At 60.1% G+C, this 17,256-nt stretch carries 13 protein-coding genes; 9 read left to right on the top strand and 4 right to left on the bottom strand.

Annotation, left to right across the window (positions count from 1 at the left end; translation table 11 throughout):
- The first annotated feature begins 82 nt into the window (after positions 1-82).
- The 6 genes from kdpF (at position 83) to BFW87_RS20125 (ending at position 8,062) form a co-directional block, all read left to right on the top strand.
- Positions 83-172: a K(+)-transporting ATPase subunit F gene (gene kdpF, locus BFW87_RS20100; RefSeq protein ID WP_003218754.1), complete on the top strand. Its 90-nt coding sequence runs from the start codon at positions 83-85 to the stop codon at positions 170-172.
- A gap of 9 nt (positions 173-181) precedes the next feature.
- On the top strand, positions 182-1,876 hold the full coding sequence (kdpA, locus tag BFW87_RS20105; protein WP_078741469.1) for a potassium-transporting ATPase subunit KdpA: 1,695 nt from the start codon (positions 182-184) through the stop codon (positions 1,874-1,876).
- An 11-nt stretch (positions 1,877-1,887) separates the two neighbouring features.
- Complete coding sequence (kdpB, locus tag BFW87_RS20110) at positions 1,888-3,945, top strand: potassium-transporting ATPase subunit KdpB (protein WP_439848395.1); 2,058 nt, start codon at positions 1,888-1,890, stop codon at positions 3,943-3,945.
- 66 nt (positions 3,946-4,011) lie between these two features.
- Complete coding sequence (gene kdpC / locus BFW87_RS20115) at positions 4,012-4,557, top strand: potassium-transporting ATPase subunit KdpC (protein WP_078741471.1); 546 nt, start codon at positions 4,012-4,014, stop codon at positions 4,555-4,557.
- A gap of 126 nt (positions 4,558-4,683) precedes the next feature.
- Positions 4,684-7,335, top strand: a complete 2,652-nt coding sequence (locus BFW87_RS20120; protein WP_078741472.1) for a sensor histidine kinase — start codon at positions 4,684-4,686, stop codon at positions 7,333-7,335.
- Positions 7,336-7,372: 37 nt separating this feature from the next.
- Positions 7,373-8,062 (top strand): response regulator, encoded by a 690-nt coding sequence (locus BFW87_RS20125; RefSeq protein ID WP_078741473.1) that lies wholly within the window; start codon positions 7,373-7,375, stop codon positions 8,060-8,062.
- A 121-nt stretch (positions 8,063-8,183) separates the two neighbouring features.
- On the opposite strand, the gene BFW87_RS20130 is transcribed toward BFW87_RS20125, so the two are convergent.
- Complete coding sequence (locus BFW87_RS20130; RefSeq protein WP_078741474.1) at positions 8,184-9,221, bottom strand: patatin-like phospholipase family protein; 1,038 nt, start codon at positions 9,219-9,221, stop codon at positions 8,184-8,186.
- Positions 9,222-9,436: 215 nt separating this feature from the next.
- On the opposite strand from BFW87_RS20130, the gene BFW87_RS20135 reads away from it, so the two are divergent.
- The 3 genes from BFW87_RS20135 (at position 9,437) to BFW87_RS20145 (ending at position 11,409) form a co-directional block, all read left to right on the top strand.
- Positions 9,437-9,715: a hypothetical protein gene (locus BFW87_RS20135; RefSeq protein WP_010176194.1), complete on the top strand. Its 279-nt coding sequence runs from the start codon at positions 9,437-9,439 to the stop codon at positions 9,713-9,715.
- A gap of 44 nt (positions 9,716-9,759) precedes the next feature.
- Entirely contained in the window at positions 9,760-10,521 is a 762-nt protein-coding gene (locus BFW87_RS20140; protein WP_078741475.1) for a CHAD domain-containing protein, read from the top strand.
- Positions 10,522-10,611: 90 nt separating this feature from the next.
- Positions 10,612-11,409, top strand: a complete 798-nt coding sequence (locus tag BFW87_RS20145; protein WP_078741476.1) for an acyl-CoA thioesterase — start codon at positions 10,612-10,614, stop codon at positions 11,407-11,409.
- A 3-nt stretch (positions 11,410-11,412) separates the two neighbouring features.
- Here BFW87_RS20145 and BFW87_RS20150 read toward each other — a convergent pair whose 3' ends face one another.
- The 3 genes from BFW87_RS20150 to BFW87_RS20160 all read right to left on the bottom strand — a co-directional run bounded on the left by BFW87_RS20150 (position 11,413) and on the right by BFW87_RS20160 (position 17,248).
- Positions 11,413-11,775 carry an Mpo1-like protein gene (locus BFW87_RS20150; RefSeq protein ID WP_078741477.1) on the bottom strand — a complete coding sequence of 121 codons (363 nt, stop codon included), beginning with the start codon at positions 11,773-11,775 and terminating at the stop codon, positions 11,413-11,415.
- Between the two features lie 160 nt (positions 11,776-11,935).
- On the bottom strand, positions 11,936-12,568 hold the full coding sequence (locus BFW87_RS20155) for a hypothetical protein (RefSeq protein ID WP_078741478.1): 633 nt from the start codon (positions 12,566-12,568) through the stop codon (positions 11,936-11,938).
- Between the two features lie 3 nt (positions 12,569-12,571).
- On the bottom strand, positions 12,572-17,248 hold the full coding sequence (locus tag BFW87_RS20160) for an RHS repeat-associated core domain-containing protein (protein ID WP_078741479.1): 4,677 nt from the start codon (positions 17,246-17,248) through the stop codon (positions 12,572-12,574).
- Positions 17,249-17,256: the final 8 nt, after the last annotated feature.

Raw genomic sequence — 17,256 nt, forward strand, 5'->3', positions numbered from 1 at the left:
CACCCTCGCTCTCGTTCCTTTACGCCACTCCTGCCGACAATTGCCCTACACGCGGCAATCGCCGCAATTCGGAGAGACTTCCATGAGCGTTCTGGACGGGGTGTCACTGCTATTGGCCGTGGCGCTGTTCATTTATCTGCTGGTTGCGCTGTTACGCGCGGATCGGAACTAGGAGCAGGCTATGCACAGTTATGACTATTGGCTGATCATCGCCTTCTTTGCCGTGGTGCTGGTGCCGGCACCCTTCCTGGGGCGGTTCTACTACAAGGTAATGGAAGGCCAGCGCACGTGGCTGACGCCGGTGTTCGGCCCCGTGGAGCGCGTGTGCTATCGCCTTTCGGGCGTGGATGAGCATCAGGAACAAAGCTGGCAGAAATACACGCTGGCGCTGCTGGCATTCAACCTTGCCGGTTTTGTGCTGTTGTTCGCGATCCTGCTGTTCCAGGAATACTTGCCACTGAACCCGCAGAAATTACCGGGTCAGGAGTGGACACTGGCGTTCAACACGGCGGTCAGTTTCATGACCAACACCAACTGGCAGAACTACAGCGGTGAAGCGTCCCTGAGCTACCTCAGCCAGATGGCCGGCCTCACCGTACAGAACTTTGTCAGTGCGGCCACCGGCCTCGCGGTCCTGGTCGCCTTGTGCCGTGGGATTGGTCGCAAATCCACCAAGACGTTGGGTAACTTCTGGGTCGACATGACCCGCGCCACCCTCTACGGCCTGCTGCCGATGTGCTTGGTGTTTGCGCTGTTCCTCGTTTGGCAGGGCGTGCCACAAACCTTCGCTCACTATGTGAACGCAGTGACCCTGCAGGGCGTTGATCAGGTGATCCCACTGGGCCCTGCGGCCAGCCAGATTGCGATCAAGCAATTGGGCACCAACGGCGGCGGCTTCTTCGGCGTCAACTCGGCGCACCCGTTTGAAGACCCGACGGCGTGGGCCAATCTGTTCGAACTGGGCGCGATCATCCTGATTCCGGTGGCGCTGGTGTTCACCTTCGGTCACTACGTGAAAGACCTGCGTCAGAGCCGGGCGATCCTCGGTTGCATGCTGGCCTTGTTCCTGATCGGCGGCGCGACTTCACTGTGGGCCGAATACCAGCCCAACCCGGCGCTGAGCAACCCTGCCGTTGAGCAAACCGCACCGCTGGAAGGTAAAGAAGCGCGCTTCGGCACCACCGGCACTGTGTTGTGGTCGGTGGCCACCACCGCGGCATCCAACGGTTCGGTCAACGGCATGCAGGACAGCCTCAACCCTCTGAGCGGCATGGTGGCACTGGTCAACATGATGGTCGGCGAAGTGATCTTCGGCGGCGTCGGCGCCGGCATGTACGGCATGTTGCTCAACGTCCTGATCGCGGTGTTCCTCGCCGGGCTGATGATCGGCCGCACGCCGGAATACCTCGGCAAGAAGCTCCAGGCCAAGGAAGTGCAGTTGCTCGTCGTGACCTTGCTGGTGATGCCGGTCGGTACTCTGGTTCTGGGCGCTATCGCGGCCAGCTTGCCAGGCCCTGCAGGTGCCATCAGTAACCCTGGCCCTCACGGCTTCAGCCAGTTGCTGTACGCCTACACCTCGGCCAGTGCCAACAACGGCTCGGCGTTCGGCGGCTTCAGTGCCAACACCACGTTCCACAACCTGATGCTGAGCCTGAGCATGTTGCTCGGTCGCTTCGGCTACATCCTCCCGGTACTGGCTCTGGCCGGCAGCCTGGCGATGAAAAAGACTGCACCGATCGGCCAGAACAGCTTTCCGACCCATGGCCCGCTGTTCGTGACCCTGTTGACCGTGACCATTTTGCTGGTGGGCGGCCTGACCTTCCTGCCAACACTGGCACTGGGCCCTATCGCTGAACACCTGAGCATGGGCTTCTGAGGGATATGACAATGAATATGCCTGCAAAAAATGCCGCCCCTGTAACCACCCAGGAGCCCGCCAAAACCGCCATCTCCGCCCTGTGGCGCCCGGCGCTGGTCCAGGCGTTCGTCAAGCTGGACCCGCGTCAACTGCAACGCTCACCGGTGATGCTGGTGGTCGAACTGACGGCCATCCTCACCACCGTGTTGTGCTTTGTGCCGGACACGTCGGTGCCGACCTTTGTCGCTGTGCAGATCGCCGTGTGGCTGTGGTTCACCGTGCTGTTTGCCAACTTCGCCGAAGCCTTGGCCGAAGGTCGCGGCAAGGCCCGCGCCGACAGCCTCAAGGCCGGCAGCGAAGGCCTCAGCGCACGTCGCAAGGAAGCCGACGGCACTTTCAAGGTCGTGCCGGCCACCAGCCTGCGCAAAGGTGACGTGGTACGCGTCGCCTCCGGGGAAATGATCCCGGGCGATGGCGAGGTCATCGAGGGTATCGCGGCAGTCAACGAAGCGGCGATCACCGGCGAATCTGCGCCGGTGATCCGCGAGTCCGGCGGCGACCGCTCGGCCGTCACCGGCAATACCCGCCTGGTGTCGGACTGGCTGCTGATCCGCATCACCGTCAACCCCGGCGAGTCCACGCTGGACCGCATGATCGCGTTGGTGGAGGGCGCCAAGCGCCAGAAAACCCCCAACGAAGTTGCGCTGGATATCCTGCTGATCGGCCTGACCCTGATCTTCCTGCTGGTGGTGGTGACCCTGCAGCCGTTCGCCCACTTCGCCAATGGCAGTTTGCCGCTGGTGTTCCTGGTCGCACTGCTGGTGACGCTGATTCCTACAACCATTGGCGGCTTGTTGTCGGCCATCGGTATCGCCGGTATGGACCGCCTGGTGCGCCTCAACGTGATCGCAAAATCCGGTCGCGCCGTGGAGGCTGCGGGCGACGTGCATGTGCTGCTGCTGGACAAAACCGGCACCATCACCTTCGGTAACCGTCGCTGTGCAGCCGTGATCGCGGCGCCAGGCGTCAGTGGTCGGGACTTGGCTGAAGGCGCGCTGCTGGCCTCGCTGGCGGACGACACGGCGGAAGGTAAATCCATCGTCGAATACCTGCGCGCCTTGCACCCTCAGGCCGAGCCGACTCTGGATGAGCTGACCTCTGTGCCATTCAGTGCTGAAACCCGTTTGTCCGGTGTCGACTACCAGGGCCGTGTGTTCCGTAAAGGCGCCGTGGATTCGCTGCTGGCCTTTATCGGCCAACAACGCCGTGACCTGCTACCGGCCCTCTCGCGTGAAATCGACAAGATCGCCCAGAGCGGCGGCACGCCCTTGCTGGTGTGCGCCGACGGCAAGTTGCTCGGTGCGATTCACCTCAAGGACGTGGTCAAGCCCGGCATCCGCGAACGTTTCGCCGAGCTGCGCAAACTGGGTATCCGCACCGTGATGGTGACCGGCGACAACCCGCTGACCGCCGCCGCGATTGCCGCTGAAGCGGGCGTTGATGACGTGCTGGCCGAAGCCACCCCGGAGAAAAAACTCGCGCGTATTCGCCACGAGCAAAACGACGGCCGCCTGGTTGCGATGTGCGGCGACGGTGCCAACGACGCCCCGGCGCTGGCCCAGGCTGACGTCGGCATGGCGATGAACGACGGCACCCAGGCCGCTCGCGAAGCCGCCAACATGGTCGACCTCGACAGCGACCCGACCAAGCTGCTGGACGTGGTGCAGATCGGTAAAGAACTGCTGGTGACCCGTGGCGCATTGACCACGTTCTCCATCGCTAACGACGTGGCCAAGTACTTCGCGATCCTGCCGGCGCTGTTCGCCTCGATCTACCCGCAACTCGGTGTGCTCAACGTGATGCACTTGCAGAGCCCGCAGAGCGCGATTCTCTCGGCCATCGTGTTCAACGCCCTGATCATCGTCGTGCTGATTCCCCTGGCGCTGCGCGGTGTGCGTGTGCAGGCGGCAAGTGCGGCGGCGTTGCTGCGTCGCAACCTGTTGATCTACGGGCTGGGCGGGATCCTGGTGCCATTCGTGGGCATCAAGGCGATCGACATGCTGCTGACTGCGCTGCACCTGGTTTGACCCGACCCCTGTGGGCTCTGATCAACCGGGCCCACAGGTTGCAATGACCGAATTGAGGAATTTGAAATGTCCAACATGATCCGCCCGGCCCTGAGCCTGCTGGTACTCATGACCCTGATCACCGGCGTTGCCTACCCTTTGGTGGTGACCGGCGTGGCGCAAGTCGCCTTCCCGGACCAGGCCAATGGCAGCCTGGTGCGCGACGCCAGCGGTAAAGTGCGCGGCTCCAGCCTGATCGCCCAGGATTTTACCGGTGACGGCTGGTTCCATCCGCGCCCATCGGCCGGTGCCTTTGCCACCGTCTCCAGCAGCGCGAGTAACTTCGGCCCAAGCAACCCTGCGTTAGCGACGCGCGTTTTTGATGACGCCAACAAACAGCTGGTGCCAGGCCAGGGCCCGGTGCCGTTGGCGTCGTTGACTACCTCCGGCAGCGGACTTGATCCACACTTGCCACCACAGGCGATTGCCTATCAACTGGCGCGGGTAGCGGCGGCGCGGAATGTGCCGGTGTCTACACTGCAGCGTTTGCTGGATGAGCACATCGAAAGCCCGCTGGTGGGGCCGCCGGTAGTGAACGTGCTGGCACTGAACATGGCGCTGGAAAAGTTGTAAGCAGTGATGCCCTCATCGCGGGCAAGCCCGCTCCCACATTTGGAATGCATTCCCCTGTGGGAGCCGGGCTTGCCCGCGATGACGGCCTGAAAGACTCGAAATAAACACCTGAAGGAACCGTAAAGCATGAGCGACTCCGGCCGCGCCGATGCCCTGTTAGCCGAACTGCCACGGGACGGCCGTGGCCGGCTCAAAGTCTTCCTCGGCGCTGCGCCGGGCGTGGGCAAGACCTACGCGATGCTCCAGGCCGCCCACACCCAGTTGCGCCAAGGCGTGCGCCTGATCGCCGGGGTCGTCGAAACCCACGGCCGTGCCGAGACCGAGGCCTTGCTCAGCGGCCTGCCGCAGCAACCTTTGTTGCGCAGTGAATACCGCGGCGTGATGCTCGAAGAAATGGACCTTGACGGCTTGCTCGCCGCCAAGCCCAGGCTGGTGCTGGTCGACGAACTGGCCCACAGCAACGCCCCCGGCAGCCGCCATGAAAAGCGCTGGCAAGACATTCAGGAACTGCTCGCCGCCGGCATCAACGTGTTCACCACGGTCAACGTCCAGCACCTGGAAAGCCTCAACGATCAGGTGCGCGGTATCACCGGCGTGCAAGTGCGCGAAACCCTGCCGGATTGGGTACTGCAAGAAGCGGACGAACTGTTGCTGATCGATCTGCCGTCCCGCGAACTGCTGGAGCGCCTGCGTGACGGCAAGGTCTATGTGCCGGAACAGGCCCGCGCCGCCATCGACGCATTTTTCACCCAGACCAACCTGATGGCCCTGCGCGAGCTGGCGATGCAGACCGCTGCTGCCCACGTCGACGACGACTTGGCCCAGGGTTATCGCCAACTTGGCCAAGCCGCGCCAGCGGTACGCGGCCGTTTGCTGGTGGGCGTGGACGGCGACGCGCAAGCCGAGCGCCTGGTGCGTCACGCCAGCCGCGTGGCCCAACGCCGGCATTTGCCCTGGAGCCTGGTGCATATCGACAACGGCCGCGCGCGCGATGAGCAATCGCGCTTGCGCCTGCAAAATGCCCAGCAACTCGCCGAGCGGTTGGGTGGGGAAGTGGTCTTGCTGCGCGCCGGTGAGGTGGCGAAAACGCTGATTCAGCACGCCGCCGAGCGCCGCGCCAGTCTGCTGTTGGTGGGGCAGTCGCGGATGCGCTGGCGGCGTCGACTGTTCGGTGGCGGTTTGGCGGCGCGGTTGCTGCGTAATGCGCGCGGTTTGGAAATCAACGTCCTCGACAGCGACGATATCCCCGCGCCGCCACGCCTGCCGGATGTGCGCGGCCTGGTGTGGTTCGACTACGCGCTTGCGGTGGTGGCGACTGTGGTGGCTGCCGCCGTGGCCTGGGCGGTGTCCAGCGTGTTGCCTTTGCCGAATATCTCGCTGGTGTTTCTCGCCGCGGTGCTGCTGGTCGCGGTGCGCAGTAGCCTGGGGCCTTCTCTGGCGTGCGCGGCACTGTCATTTCTGACCTACGATTTTCTGTTTATCCCGCCGAATTTTTCCTTCGCCATCCAGCGCGAAGAGGATGTGCTGACCCTGCTGTTCTTCCTGCTGATGGCGGCCTTGACCGGCAACCTGGCCGCGCGCCAACGCCGGCAGTTGCAGGCATTGCGTGATACTCAGGAAGAGACCAGCGAGCTGCTCGACCTGTCGCGAAAACTGACCGCCGCCACCGATCGCCAGGCCGTAATCAGCGCCGCGGCCCACCATCTGGAAGGCTGGAGCGACCTGGACTTGTGCCTGGTCAACCGCGACAGCGGCGGTGAATTAAAGGTCGAAACCGGCGGCCCGCTGACGTTCACCGAAGCCGAACGCGCCGCCGCCGACTGGGCCTGGCAGCACGATCAACCGGCGGGCATGGGCACCGGCACCTTGCCGTTCGGGCGCTGGTGGTGGTGGCCGCTGTCGGGTGAAGAAGGCCCGCTGGGTTTACTCGGTGTCAGCCCCAAGCCGGGTTTGGAGCTGAGTGGTCAACGCCGGCGTTTGCTGACTGCGTTGAGCCAGCCGCTGGCCCAGGCCCTGGCGCGGGCACAGTTAGGGCAGGAGCTGGAGTCCGCACGTTTGCACGGCGAAACCGAGCAACTGCGCAGTGCCTTGCTCGCCTCGGTGTCCCATGATTTGCGCACGCCGCTCACCTCCATGCGCGGCAGCATCGACAGCTTGCTGGCGCTGGGAGAAGCCATCTCCCTGGAGGATCGCCGCGAATTGCTTGAAGGTACTCGTGATGAAGCCGAGCGCCTCGATCGCTACATCCAGAACCTGCTGGACATGACGCGCCTGGGCCACGGCGCCCTCAAACTGGCGCGGGACTGGGTCTCGCCGGGCGATATCGTCGGCAGCGCGCTGGGCCGTTTGCGCGCGGTGCTTGCGCCATTGCAGGTGGGTACCGATGTGCCACCCGCGTTACCCTTGCTGTATGTGCATGCCGCGTTGATCGAGCAAGCCTTGGTCAATGTGCTGGAAAACGCCGCGCGGTTTTCACCGCCTCAAGGTCGTTTGCAGTTGAGCGCCGGTGTGGTCGATGACCAGTTGTTTTTCGCCGTGGCCGACGAGGGACCGGGGATTCCCGAGGACGAACGCGCAAAGATTTTCGACATGTTCTACACCGCTGCTCGCGGCGATCGGGGCGGGCAGGGCACCGGCCTCGGGCTGGCGATTTGCCAAGGCATGGTCGGCGCCCACGGCGGGCATATCAGTGTGGCCGAGGGCATCGAAGGCCGCGGAACCTGTATCACATTGTTCCTGCCCCTGCCGACTCAGCCTGGCCTGGAGCGTGAGCCTTGAGCTACCCTCTTTTCTCCACGGATTTTGATTGGACACCATGAGCCAGACCGCGACGATTTTGGTCATTGATGACGAACCGCAGATCCGCAAGTTCTTGCGCATCAGCCTGGCCTCCCAGGGCTACAAGGTGATCGAGGCCGGTACCGGCAACGAAGGCCTGGCCCAAGCGGCATTGAGCAAACCGGACTTGCTGGTGCTCGACCTGGGCCTGCCCGACATGGACGGCCAGCAAGTGCTGCGCGAGTTTCGCGAGTGGTCGACCGTGCCGGTGTTGGTGCTGTCGGTGCGCGCCAGTGAAGGGCAGAAGGTCGAAGCCCTCGACGGCGGCGCGAATGATTACGTGACCAAACCGTTTGGTATCCAGGAGTTTCTCGCCAGGGTCCGCGCCTTGCTGCGCCAGGCACCGGCGGGGGAAGCGCAGGAGGCCGCCCTGAGTTTTGGTCCGTTGACTGTGGACCTGGCTTATCGGCGGGTGCTGCTGGACGGTGCCGAAGTGGCGCTGACTCGCAAGGAATACGCCGTGCTGGCGCAGTTGGCGCGCCATCCTGGGCGGGTGATTACCCAGCAGCAGTTGCTTAAGGACATCTGGGGGCCGACCCATACCGAGGACAGCCACTATCTGCGGATTGTGGTGGGGCATTTGCGTCAGAAGCTGGCGGATGATCCGACTCAGCCACGGTTTATTGTGACCGAGGCTGGGGTGGGGTACCGGTTGTTGAGCGTTTAGATTTTTGGCGACTGGGCCGACGCCATCGCAGGCAAGCCAGCTCCCACATTTGAAGGTGTTCACAATTCAAACTGTGGGAGCTGGCTTGCCTGCGATGAGGCCTTCAGCAACACCCAAAATTTCAGCGCTGCTCACTCTCATACCGGTCCAGTGTGTCACTCGCAATTTCCCGTCCGAGGGCGATCAACTCCGGCGCCTTGTAAAACTCGAAAAACCGGCACACCCGTTTCGGCACGTTGATCAGCACATCCGGCGGGTAGCCGGCGATTTTGTACTGCGCCAATGACGTCTGCATCACCTCAAAACTCTGGTTGATCAGGTCCAGCAGCGACGCCGGCCCCACGTTATCGATAATGAATGAGCCGGTCGCCGATTTCGGCGCGCCGGGCTTCTCGGGGGCAGCAGCGGGTTGCTGGGATTCCGGCTCGGCTGACTCCAGCCAAGGATTGATTTCCGCCGCCTGGGCCTGCAGCGCCTCCTGCTCCAGCTTCATCAACTGCTCAGCTTGCTTGCGTCGAAACGGCAGGTGCGACCCCAATGATTTTGCCAGGCTGTTGAAGCGACTTTTGAACGCCGGTGGGCGCTGGATTACCGGCAACTGGTAGTGCTTCTGGTTGGTGGCGTTGAGGTTGACGGCGATGATCAAATCGCAATGGCTCGACACCACCGGCACGATGGGCAACGGGTTGAGCAGGCCGCCGTCTACCAGCATGCGGTTGCCTTGCATGACCGGCGTGAACAGGCTGGGGATCGCCGCTGAAGCACGCATGGCCTGGTGCAGGCAGCCTTCCTGAAACCAGATCTCCTGCTGATTGGTGAGGTCGGTGGCCACGGCGGTGTAGGGGATGCGCAGCTCTTCGATATTGATCTCGCCGACGATCTTGCGGATTTGCCCGAAGACCTTTTCGCCACGAATCGCGCCCAGGCGAAAACTCACGTCGACCAGGCGCAGTACGTCCAGATAGTCGAGGCTTTCGATCCAGTTTCGGTATTCGTCCAGCTTGCCGGCGGCGTAGATTCCGCCCACCACGGCGCCCATGGAACAGCCGGCGATACAGGCAATGTCATAGCCGCGCCGTTCGATTTCCTCGATCACGCCGATATGGGCGTAACCCCGGGCCCCGCCCGAGCCCAGCACCAAGGCAACACGTTTATTCATGGTCGATGTTCCTTCCAGGGCAGGTGCCCACAATGCACCTATTGAGGGGGCTGCTTCAATCGTCGTCGGGCCTGTAATATTTTTCCAGGATAGCCACCATGCTCGGGTATGCTTTGGCTATAGGCGCTTTAGATTGGGGCTGACAGACAAGGCACTTTTCCTTGTAGGCAACGTCTACACCGTACGACTGTTTTTCTTTTTTTGAGGTGTCATCGATGAAAGCCTGGATGTGTGTGCCTGTGATCGTGTTGGCCCTGGCCGGTTGTGCCGGGAAAACCGCGTACCGCGACAGCTGTGGCACGCAACTGGATGCCGCTTGGCACGAACTCGATTTGGCCAAAGCCGAAGGGTTTGCCGGCACCGTGAGCTATTCCAAAGCCCTGTCCCTGTTGACCGGTGCCAAGACCCAGCAGCAATTCGAAGCCTTTGAAGGCTGCTCCAACAAAGCCGAGAAAGCACGGTTCTACATTCGTGAGTCGCGCGCCGGGCGTTGATCCATAACGGCGTGCAGGGGTTTTTATCGTCAGGAGAGGAAGGGATGTCAGCTTTGGTCGATCAGTTAGTCGCTCAGGTCATTGGCCTGGAAGTAGGGTTACTGAGCTGCCAGGCTCGCCTCGCCGCCGTCACCGACGATGAAGCCTTGCACGACCTGCGCACCACCGTACGACGCCTGCGCAGCTTATTGCGCCCCTTGCGTGGGCTGCCGGGTGTGGAACAGCTTGAACTGGCCGCCAGCACGGTCGGCCAGTTGACCACGCCATTGCGTGACCGTGAGGTGCTGGCGGCATACCTGCACCAGCATGGGCACCACGAAGCGGCCGATCGGCGTCTACGTATGCAGCCCGAGGCTTATCGCGGCGTGGCGCAAAGCCCGGAAGTGGCGCACTTACTGCTGATCCTTGATGCTTTTCCACGCTTTATCCGTGCTTCCCAGCACCAGAAATTACTCAGGGGCCTTCGCCCACGTATCGAGAAACGTTTGGCCAAACAATGGCAGAAACTCGATGACGCCTTGAAGGACCCCGACCACGATCGACACCGCCTGCGCTTGCTGATCAAGCGCGTGCGTTACGCCGCCGAGGCCTATCCCGAGCTGGACAAGCTTCCTGCCAACGCCATGTCACGCCTCAAGAAAGCCCAGAGTGCCCTCGGTGATTGGCACGACTGCTGGCAATGGCTGGCTCAGGCCGAGCACCAGGCAGATTTGCAACCCTGTGTTGCGGTGTGGCATCGCACCATGTCCGAAGCCGAGGGGCAGGCGGATCGGGTGCTGAAGAAGCTCGGCAAGGATTGTTTCTAAAACGGTCCGGTTTTTGGCCGGAATGAGCGCTGTACCTTGTTGGCCCGCTGGTTAAGATCCGTGCATCTGTTTTCTTGATGTGAGGTCGCCATGCGCTTTAGTGATTTGCTCGACGCCGCCCGTAGCAACCCGCTGGATGTCACCATCCCCGCCGAATGGGCGCAGGGTCGTGCCACATTTGGTGGCCTGGTGGCGGCGTTGCAATACGAAGCCTTGCGCACTCAAGTGCCTGAAGGCCGCCCATTGCGCTCGCTGGCCGTCACCTTTGTTGGCCCGGTAGCGCCGGAGGTGCCCGCCCGTTATCAGGTGGAAGTACTGCGTGAAGGCAAGGCGGTCAGCCAGTTGCTCGGGCGTGTGGTGCAAAACGGCGAAGTGGCGACGTTGGTTCAGGCCAGCTTTGGCGCATCCCGCGAGTCCGAGATTGATGTTGCCAGCGAAGCGCCGCCGACGTTCAAACACTGGGATGAATGCCAGGAGTTGCCCTACATCAAAGGTGTCACGCCGGAGTTCATGAAGCATGTGGCGATGCGCTGGAGTGTCGGCGGGCTGCCGTTCACCGGTAATAAATCCCGCGATATGGGCGGTTGGGTACGACTGCGCGGTGACGTGACGGAAGAACCTCTGACCGAGTCGCATATCCTTGCACTGGTAGATGCTTGGCCTCCGGCCCTGCTGCCGCACCTGAAAAAACCGGCGCCGGGCAGTACTTTGACCTGGACTATCGAATTTATCCAGCCGCTGCAAAACCTGACCACCCTCGACTGGTGCCAGTACTACGTCAATATCGAACACGCCCGCGACGGCTACGGCCACGCCGCCGCCGCGCTCTGGAGCCCGACCGGCGATTTGATCGCCATCAGCCGCCAGACCGTGGTGGTCTTCGCCTGACCCTCAATGACGGTGGCGCTGACGCCAGGCGCGCCACCAGCCACCGCTCAGCACAAAGCGCGGAAACGTCACAAACTGCTCGACCACCAGCCGCTGCACGGCGTCCTTGCGATCACTGAACGGTTCATTCGCCTGGGCTTCCAGGCTGTGGCCGTGACGCTGCAACGCCAGGCCAGCCAGGATACCCACAACGCCTATGGCGAAACTGGCCAGGCTGAGGCTGAACACCCCGGAAACGATCAACAGAAACCCGATGATGAACAGCGGCACGGCAATCAGGTGCAACGCCAGATTGGTCGGGTGCTGGTGATTTTGTGGGTAGTTGCGCCATTGCCAGGCGGGGAGATTGGGGTGACGTTTGCCCATGGTTGTGTGTCCTCTGTCCGTTGAAAGGCTATGGGCAGAGTTTAGGTGGGGGCGGGCGGGGCGGCGAATTGGGGTTGGCTATGGGGTTCATAGGACGTGGATTTAACATCTAAATAGGCATTTTTTTCGCTAGCGTCAACTTTAGTTGTTCCAGGGTGTGCTAACTATGAATATATTCGTAAACACCTTCTTGTTGAATCCTCCTGAGCTTTAGAATATTAAGTGCATTGTCTAATTTTTTTAAATGGATGGAGTGGCATATGAGCTGAGCAACACCGTGCGTTTCGGCGTCATAAAATCTGAATGTTAGATCATTATTGTCTTTTAATATCAATCTGAAATCGTCGGTTGTGGAGATGTATTTTAAATGGCTTAGTCGCTGCCACAATGACTCTGGTTGACTGTCCTTTTTCATCATTATGGTCACCGATCTACTGTAACTTGTGAGTTTGGCTGGATCTATGTGTTTTGGGTCTTGATTTAAATACTCTATACCTGAATAAACCAATGTCGCCTCATTTTTTTTGAATATATCTTTAGGGCCTGAATTTTTCGCAAAATGCTTTAAGGTGATATACTCTTGGGTTTTACTGTGCGAGGGGTAACTCGTGGAGTACCACATTACTATCATGGGCCAATCATTTGTCAGCAAGGACGCAAGTGCGTGCCATGTTTTCCACACGCTTTCAAAGTCCTGGTTGAGTAGTGAAACTGTGACATATTCTTGTTCTTCCGTTGGATACAGTTGATCCCAGGGGCGTATGCCGGTTTGTTGTAAGAATACTGTGTCCATTAGTTATCTCTTAAAGTAAGTGTGTGAGTCATTGCCGATGGTCAGTGGGGCTTTTTTTCTATCGATATTCTTGACCTCAGTATTGAAGTGCGGGGCGTGATTGCCTTTCTCGTGCCCTAGGGAATGCTCACGAATTTCTACAAATTTACCTCGTAATTCGAACTCATACACCCTTCCTCGAATATAGCGATCTTGGTCTGTGATGGGTTCTCGGTAGATACGGCTGGGATGCTGAGTCTTTGGAACCCCTCCAATTAATTTTGCCCTTTTGAATGCACCGGTCCTTGATAGCTCGCTTTCTGCACCTTTGGGTGCCTCTACCTCTCCTTCATTGACTCGGGCTTTGGCCGTGGGCTCTTCAGCGCTGCTTGCGGGGTTACAGCCATTTCCACCGGGACATGTGTTTAAGCCTAGCGGATCCACCCATCCCGTAGGATTACGCACATATTGGTACGCGTTAATCCCACCCGCCAGCTTCACCGGGTCACGGGTCAGGTAACGACCCAGATCTGGATTGTAGTAGCGATGCCGGTTGTAGTGCAGGCCGCTTTCCGGGTCGAAATATTGGCCTTGGAAGCGCAGCGGGTTGTCGATTTTTCCGACATTCAACCGGCTGATTTTGCCGTAGGCCTTGTAGTGTGCAGACCAGACGATTTCGCCATCTGAGGCGGTGAGTTCCTGCGGGGTGCCGAGGTGGTCGAGTTGGTAGTGGTAGGGCTTGGTTTCTTTTGGGCCGAAGCCTTCGAGCAGGGCCAACGGGCGGAAGCTGTCGGGTTCGTAGATATAGCTGCGGTGGCGATCCGCGTGGTGTTCTGCGATCAGCTTGTCGCCTTGCCAGAAGAACTCTGTGGTTATGTCGGCAACGGTTTTGCTGATGCGGCGACCAAACGGGTCATAGCAATAGCTGGCGGTTTGACCATTAGGTTGGGTGATGCCAATTAGCCGATGCTGGCAGTCGTAGCGGTATTCGGTGACGAGTTGATGACCTTTGCCGCGCCGTTCCCGGATCAGATTGCCAAAGGCGTCATAGTCGTAATGGTGATCGCCCTGAATCGCCAACCGATTGCCGGCCACGATGTCCGGGCCGGGGCGATCCTGCATCAGCAGGTTGCCCGCCGGGTCGTGGCCGAAGCGTTCCTGTTCGTCGTTTGAGTGATCGACGCGGGTCAGGCGGGCGAGGGGGTCGTAGCTGTAGTGGTGCTCGCCTTTGCGGGTGTCGAGGATTCGGCTGAGGTTGCCGGTTTTGTCGTAGTCGTAGTGGCGTAGGTAGAGATCGTGTTTTTGTTGGGTGACGGCGTGGGCGTGCAGGCGGTTTTGCTCGTCGTACCCGTAGTGGCTGATGAGCTGGCCTTGTTGGCGCTGTCGCTCGCGGCCTGCTTTGAATAAATGGGAGGTGAGGGTTTCGCCGTTCAATTCGACGGTGGAGAGGTGGCCGCCTTTTTCATGATTGAACGTGACGCGGTTGTTGTCCGGCAGGCGCAGGTTTTTCAGCTGACCGCAGGCGTCGTAGCCATAGCGGAGCGTGCCCCAGCCCTGGTGTTCGGCGGTGAGGCGGTTTTGCAGGTCGTATTCGTAGGTAAGCGCCCAGTGGCCGTCGTTGACGCCGAGGAGATTGCCTTGGCGGTCGTAGGCGTAATCGACAGTTTTGCCATCGGGGAGGGTTTTTCTTACAAGGCGACCGGCGTGGTCTCGCCGGTAACGCGTAACTAGCTGACTGCCATCGTCGCCGTGTTCCGTCTTTTCCTGCAGGTTGCCGTTGAGGTCGTAGACATAGGCGGTGCGCTGGCCGTCAAAACCAATCTCTTGTTGAATCAGGCCGTTTGGGTGGTATTGCAACCCATAAACTTCGCCGACCTCGTTTTCGATTTCGGTCAGCAACAACCGCGCGTTGTCGTAGCGGTATTTGACCTGAGTGCCGTCAGCGTTGATGCGGCGGCTGATCAGGTGCAGCCCGTCACCGTATTCGTAACGGGTGACGTTCCCCAGTTCATCGCGTTCGGCGGTGATTTTTCCATAAGGGTTGTAGCTGTATTCCCGCGCGGAACCGCCCGGTAGAACCACGCGAACCAAGCGACCAACACTGTCCAGTTGGTATTGCGTCAGCGCGCCATATTCATCCTCGCGCGCAATCTGGCGTCCCAGATCGTCATAGCGATAGCGTTTCACCCCGCCATTGGGCAGTTGCTCTTCAATGAGCTGTCCACGCTCATTCCACACCAGCCGATGACAACTGTGATCGGGATACCAAACCCCCGTCAGCTGCCCGTATTTGTTGTAGCTGTAGTCCGTGACGCTGCCATCGGGATCAGTCTTACGCGTGACATCGCCCTGATCATTGCGCTCATACTTCCAAACCGCTTCGCCCCGCCTTAAAACCCGTACGAATCCGTTGTCGTGCTCGTAGGAAGTCGGCTCATCGTTCCCAGGAAACAACACCACCAAGCGTCCGGCTTCGTCGTACTGATACGCCGTCACCGCCCCCAACGGATCCTGCTCGACCGTCAGCCGGCCTTTGTCGTCGTAGGATTTGAAGTGTTCGGCGCCATCCGGATCAACGCGCTGAACCAGCCGCGCACGTTGATCGTGTACGTAAACTTCCTGACTGCCGTCAGCGTTGTGAACCGTGACGCGGCCGTCCTCACCCCAGGCATACCGCGTGTCCATCTGCGAAAAGCTGGCCCAGTGCCGAACACAGCGTGCCGCCTTGCCAGCCCGTTCCCACTCCCAAAAGAAACTCGCCCCACCGGCCAACTGGCGTTCAAGAATGACGTGCTGATCGTCGTACCGATAAGCCTCGCTTTCGCCTACGGCGTTGGTCGCTGAGATCAGTCGTCCATTTCCGTCATAGGCGTAGGAAATAACGTTCTGCTCAGTAACCCAAACAAACGGCCCCGGCCCCTCAGCCCGATGAACCTGGTAATCCACCGCAACAATGCGGCCCAGTTCATAACGCAAAAACAGCGAGCGCCCCACACCGTTATCCAGCCGCTCAACCCGCCCCAAAAAATCCCGGGAAACACGCAGCCGGTTGTCATACGCATCACTGATCGCCGTCAGCGTGCCATCGCGAAAGTGATAGAACCGCGAGCCCTGCGCCAGCACCAACTCATCAGGCAACGAACCCAGGTAAATTGCGGCCTCAGCAAGACTGTTGGTAATCGCAGGCCGAGAAACCGTAGGCAACGGAAACTCAGTCGAACGATTCTCGTGATCCGTCCAAACCACCGAATCACCCACCACCGCCAGCCGCTGCGCCAGCGAATGACTCCAGCCAAACCCCAACCCGCAATCCACTTCCACGGCGCTGGTGCGATATAAGCGCGTCCACTCAAACGGCAAAATCCCGTCCAGCGTGCCATCGGTCAGTGTCAGCAGTTCCTCGCCGGTCACCATCGACACCGGGCAGCCGTTGGTAGCGGTTTTATCAGCCGAGGCGGCTGCATCCCCTGCGGGGTTTTTTCCCGGCGAGGGCACATCGTCGACGTGCTCTTGCCTGACCAACGCCGTCCGCTGCGTCTTGCTGCGAACCGCTGTAACCGGGTTAGAAACCAACTGATCCCCAGCCTTCAACTGCGCCGCAGGAATTGTCTTGATCGACGTCGATGCACTGCCGATCAGCAACGGTTTAGCCGCCTCAACATGCGGCTTCAAACTGGGGCCCACCAGCTGATCGGCCAGCAGCTCCAGCCACGTGCGCACCTGCCCGGACTTGATATGCCCCAGCGCCTGCGCGCCCAAGCGAATCTTCACCCCCATGCCCCGGGTCGCCCAGACCAGGAACAGATTGATCAAAACCTCGCCAGTGATTTCCCCTAGCAGCTCATGCATCTGTGGTGGGGGGAGCATGCGTATCCAACTGACCATTGCGGACAGGTAGATAAACAATAAGGGCTCATCGCTGAGCACAAGCAGGCCTTGCGCAATCGCGTCGCTACCGAGCTTCAGCAGCTCATCGAGTTCGCCTTGAGACATGTATTGCAGCAGTTTCTCGCTGTTGGCCTTGATGTTCGTCAGCAGGTCAAACAGTTGCGTAACGTTGTCCCAAAGGTTGTAAAGCGCCTGAAGGATGCCAGCTGAAAACGCAGCGCCTTGCATGAAGCTGCGTTCGAGAGGCTTGGCGTTTGAAAACTCACGCCATTGGGCCTTGAAGGTCTTTTCCCACTCATCACGCAGGCGCGCTTGCAGCCCTGCGATCACCGACTGATAAGACGCGTAGAGCGCCTTGACGTGCTCTTTGGAAATGTTGGGGTAGAAGGTGATTTTGTAGCGCTGGTTACGGGTACAGTCCTTGACTTCAAGGATGCCGCTAGGCCCGATGGTTTGATGAAACGGTGCGCCAGTCGGGGTGCCGTCCATGGCGATGGCTTGCAGCATCACCGGCGTATTACCGATGGGCACGAACTGCGTGCTTTGAAACATATGCACCAGGGTCAGCGAGCCCTGGGCTTTACACACGGTAACGGTAGCGCTTGGCGCTTTGGAGGACGCCGGCGCCACAAGCGCGACCTCTTCCCCGACCTTGAACACTTGCTCGACGTCCAGCGCCGAGCCACTCCAGAAGCTCTCGGCCCATTCGTCAAAGGCGTTCAGGCAACCCCTGAAATCACGCAAGACGCTCTCAACGTCGGGCGCTTTGGCATCCATGGGGGCCAGGACAAACCTGGCAATCACCGGAATCAAAAGGCAGC

This window comes from Pseudomonas fluorescens (genome assembly GCF_002022275.1).
Lineage (GTDB): Bacteria > Pseudomonadota > Gammaproteobacteria > Pseudomonadales > Pseudomonadaceae > Aquipseudomonas > Aquipseudomonas fluorescens_AJ.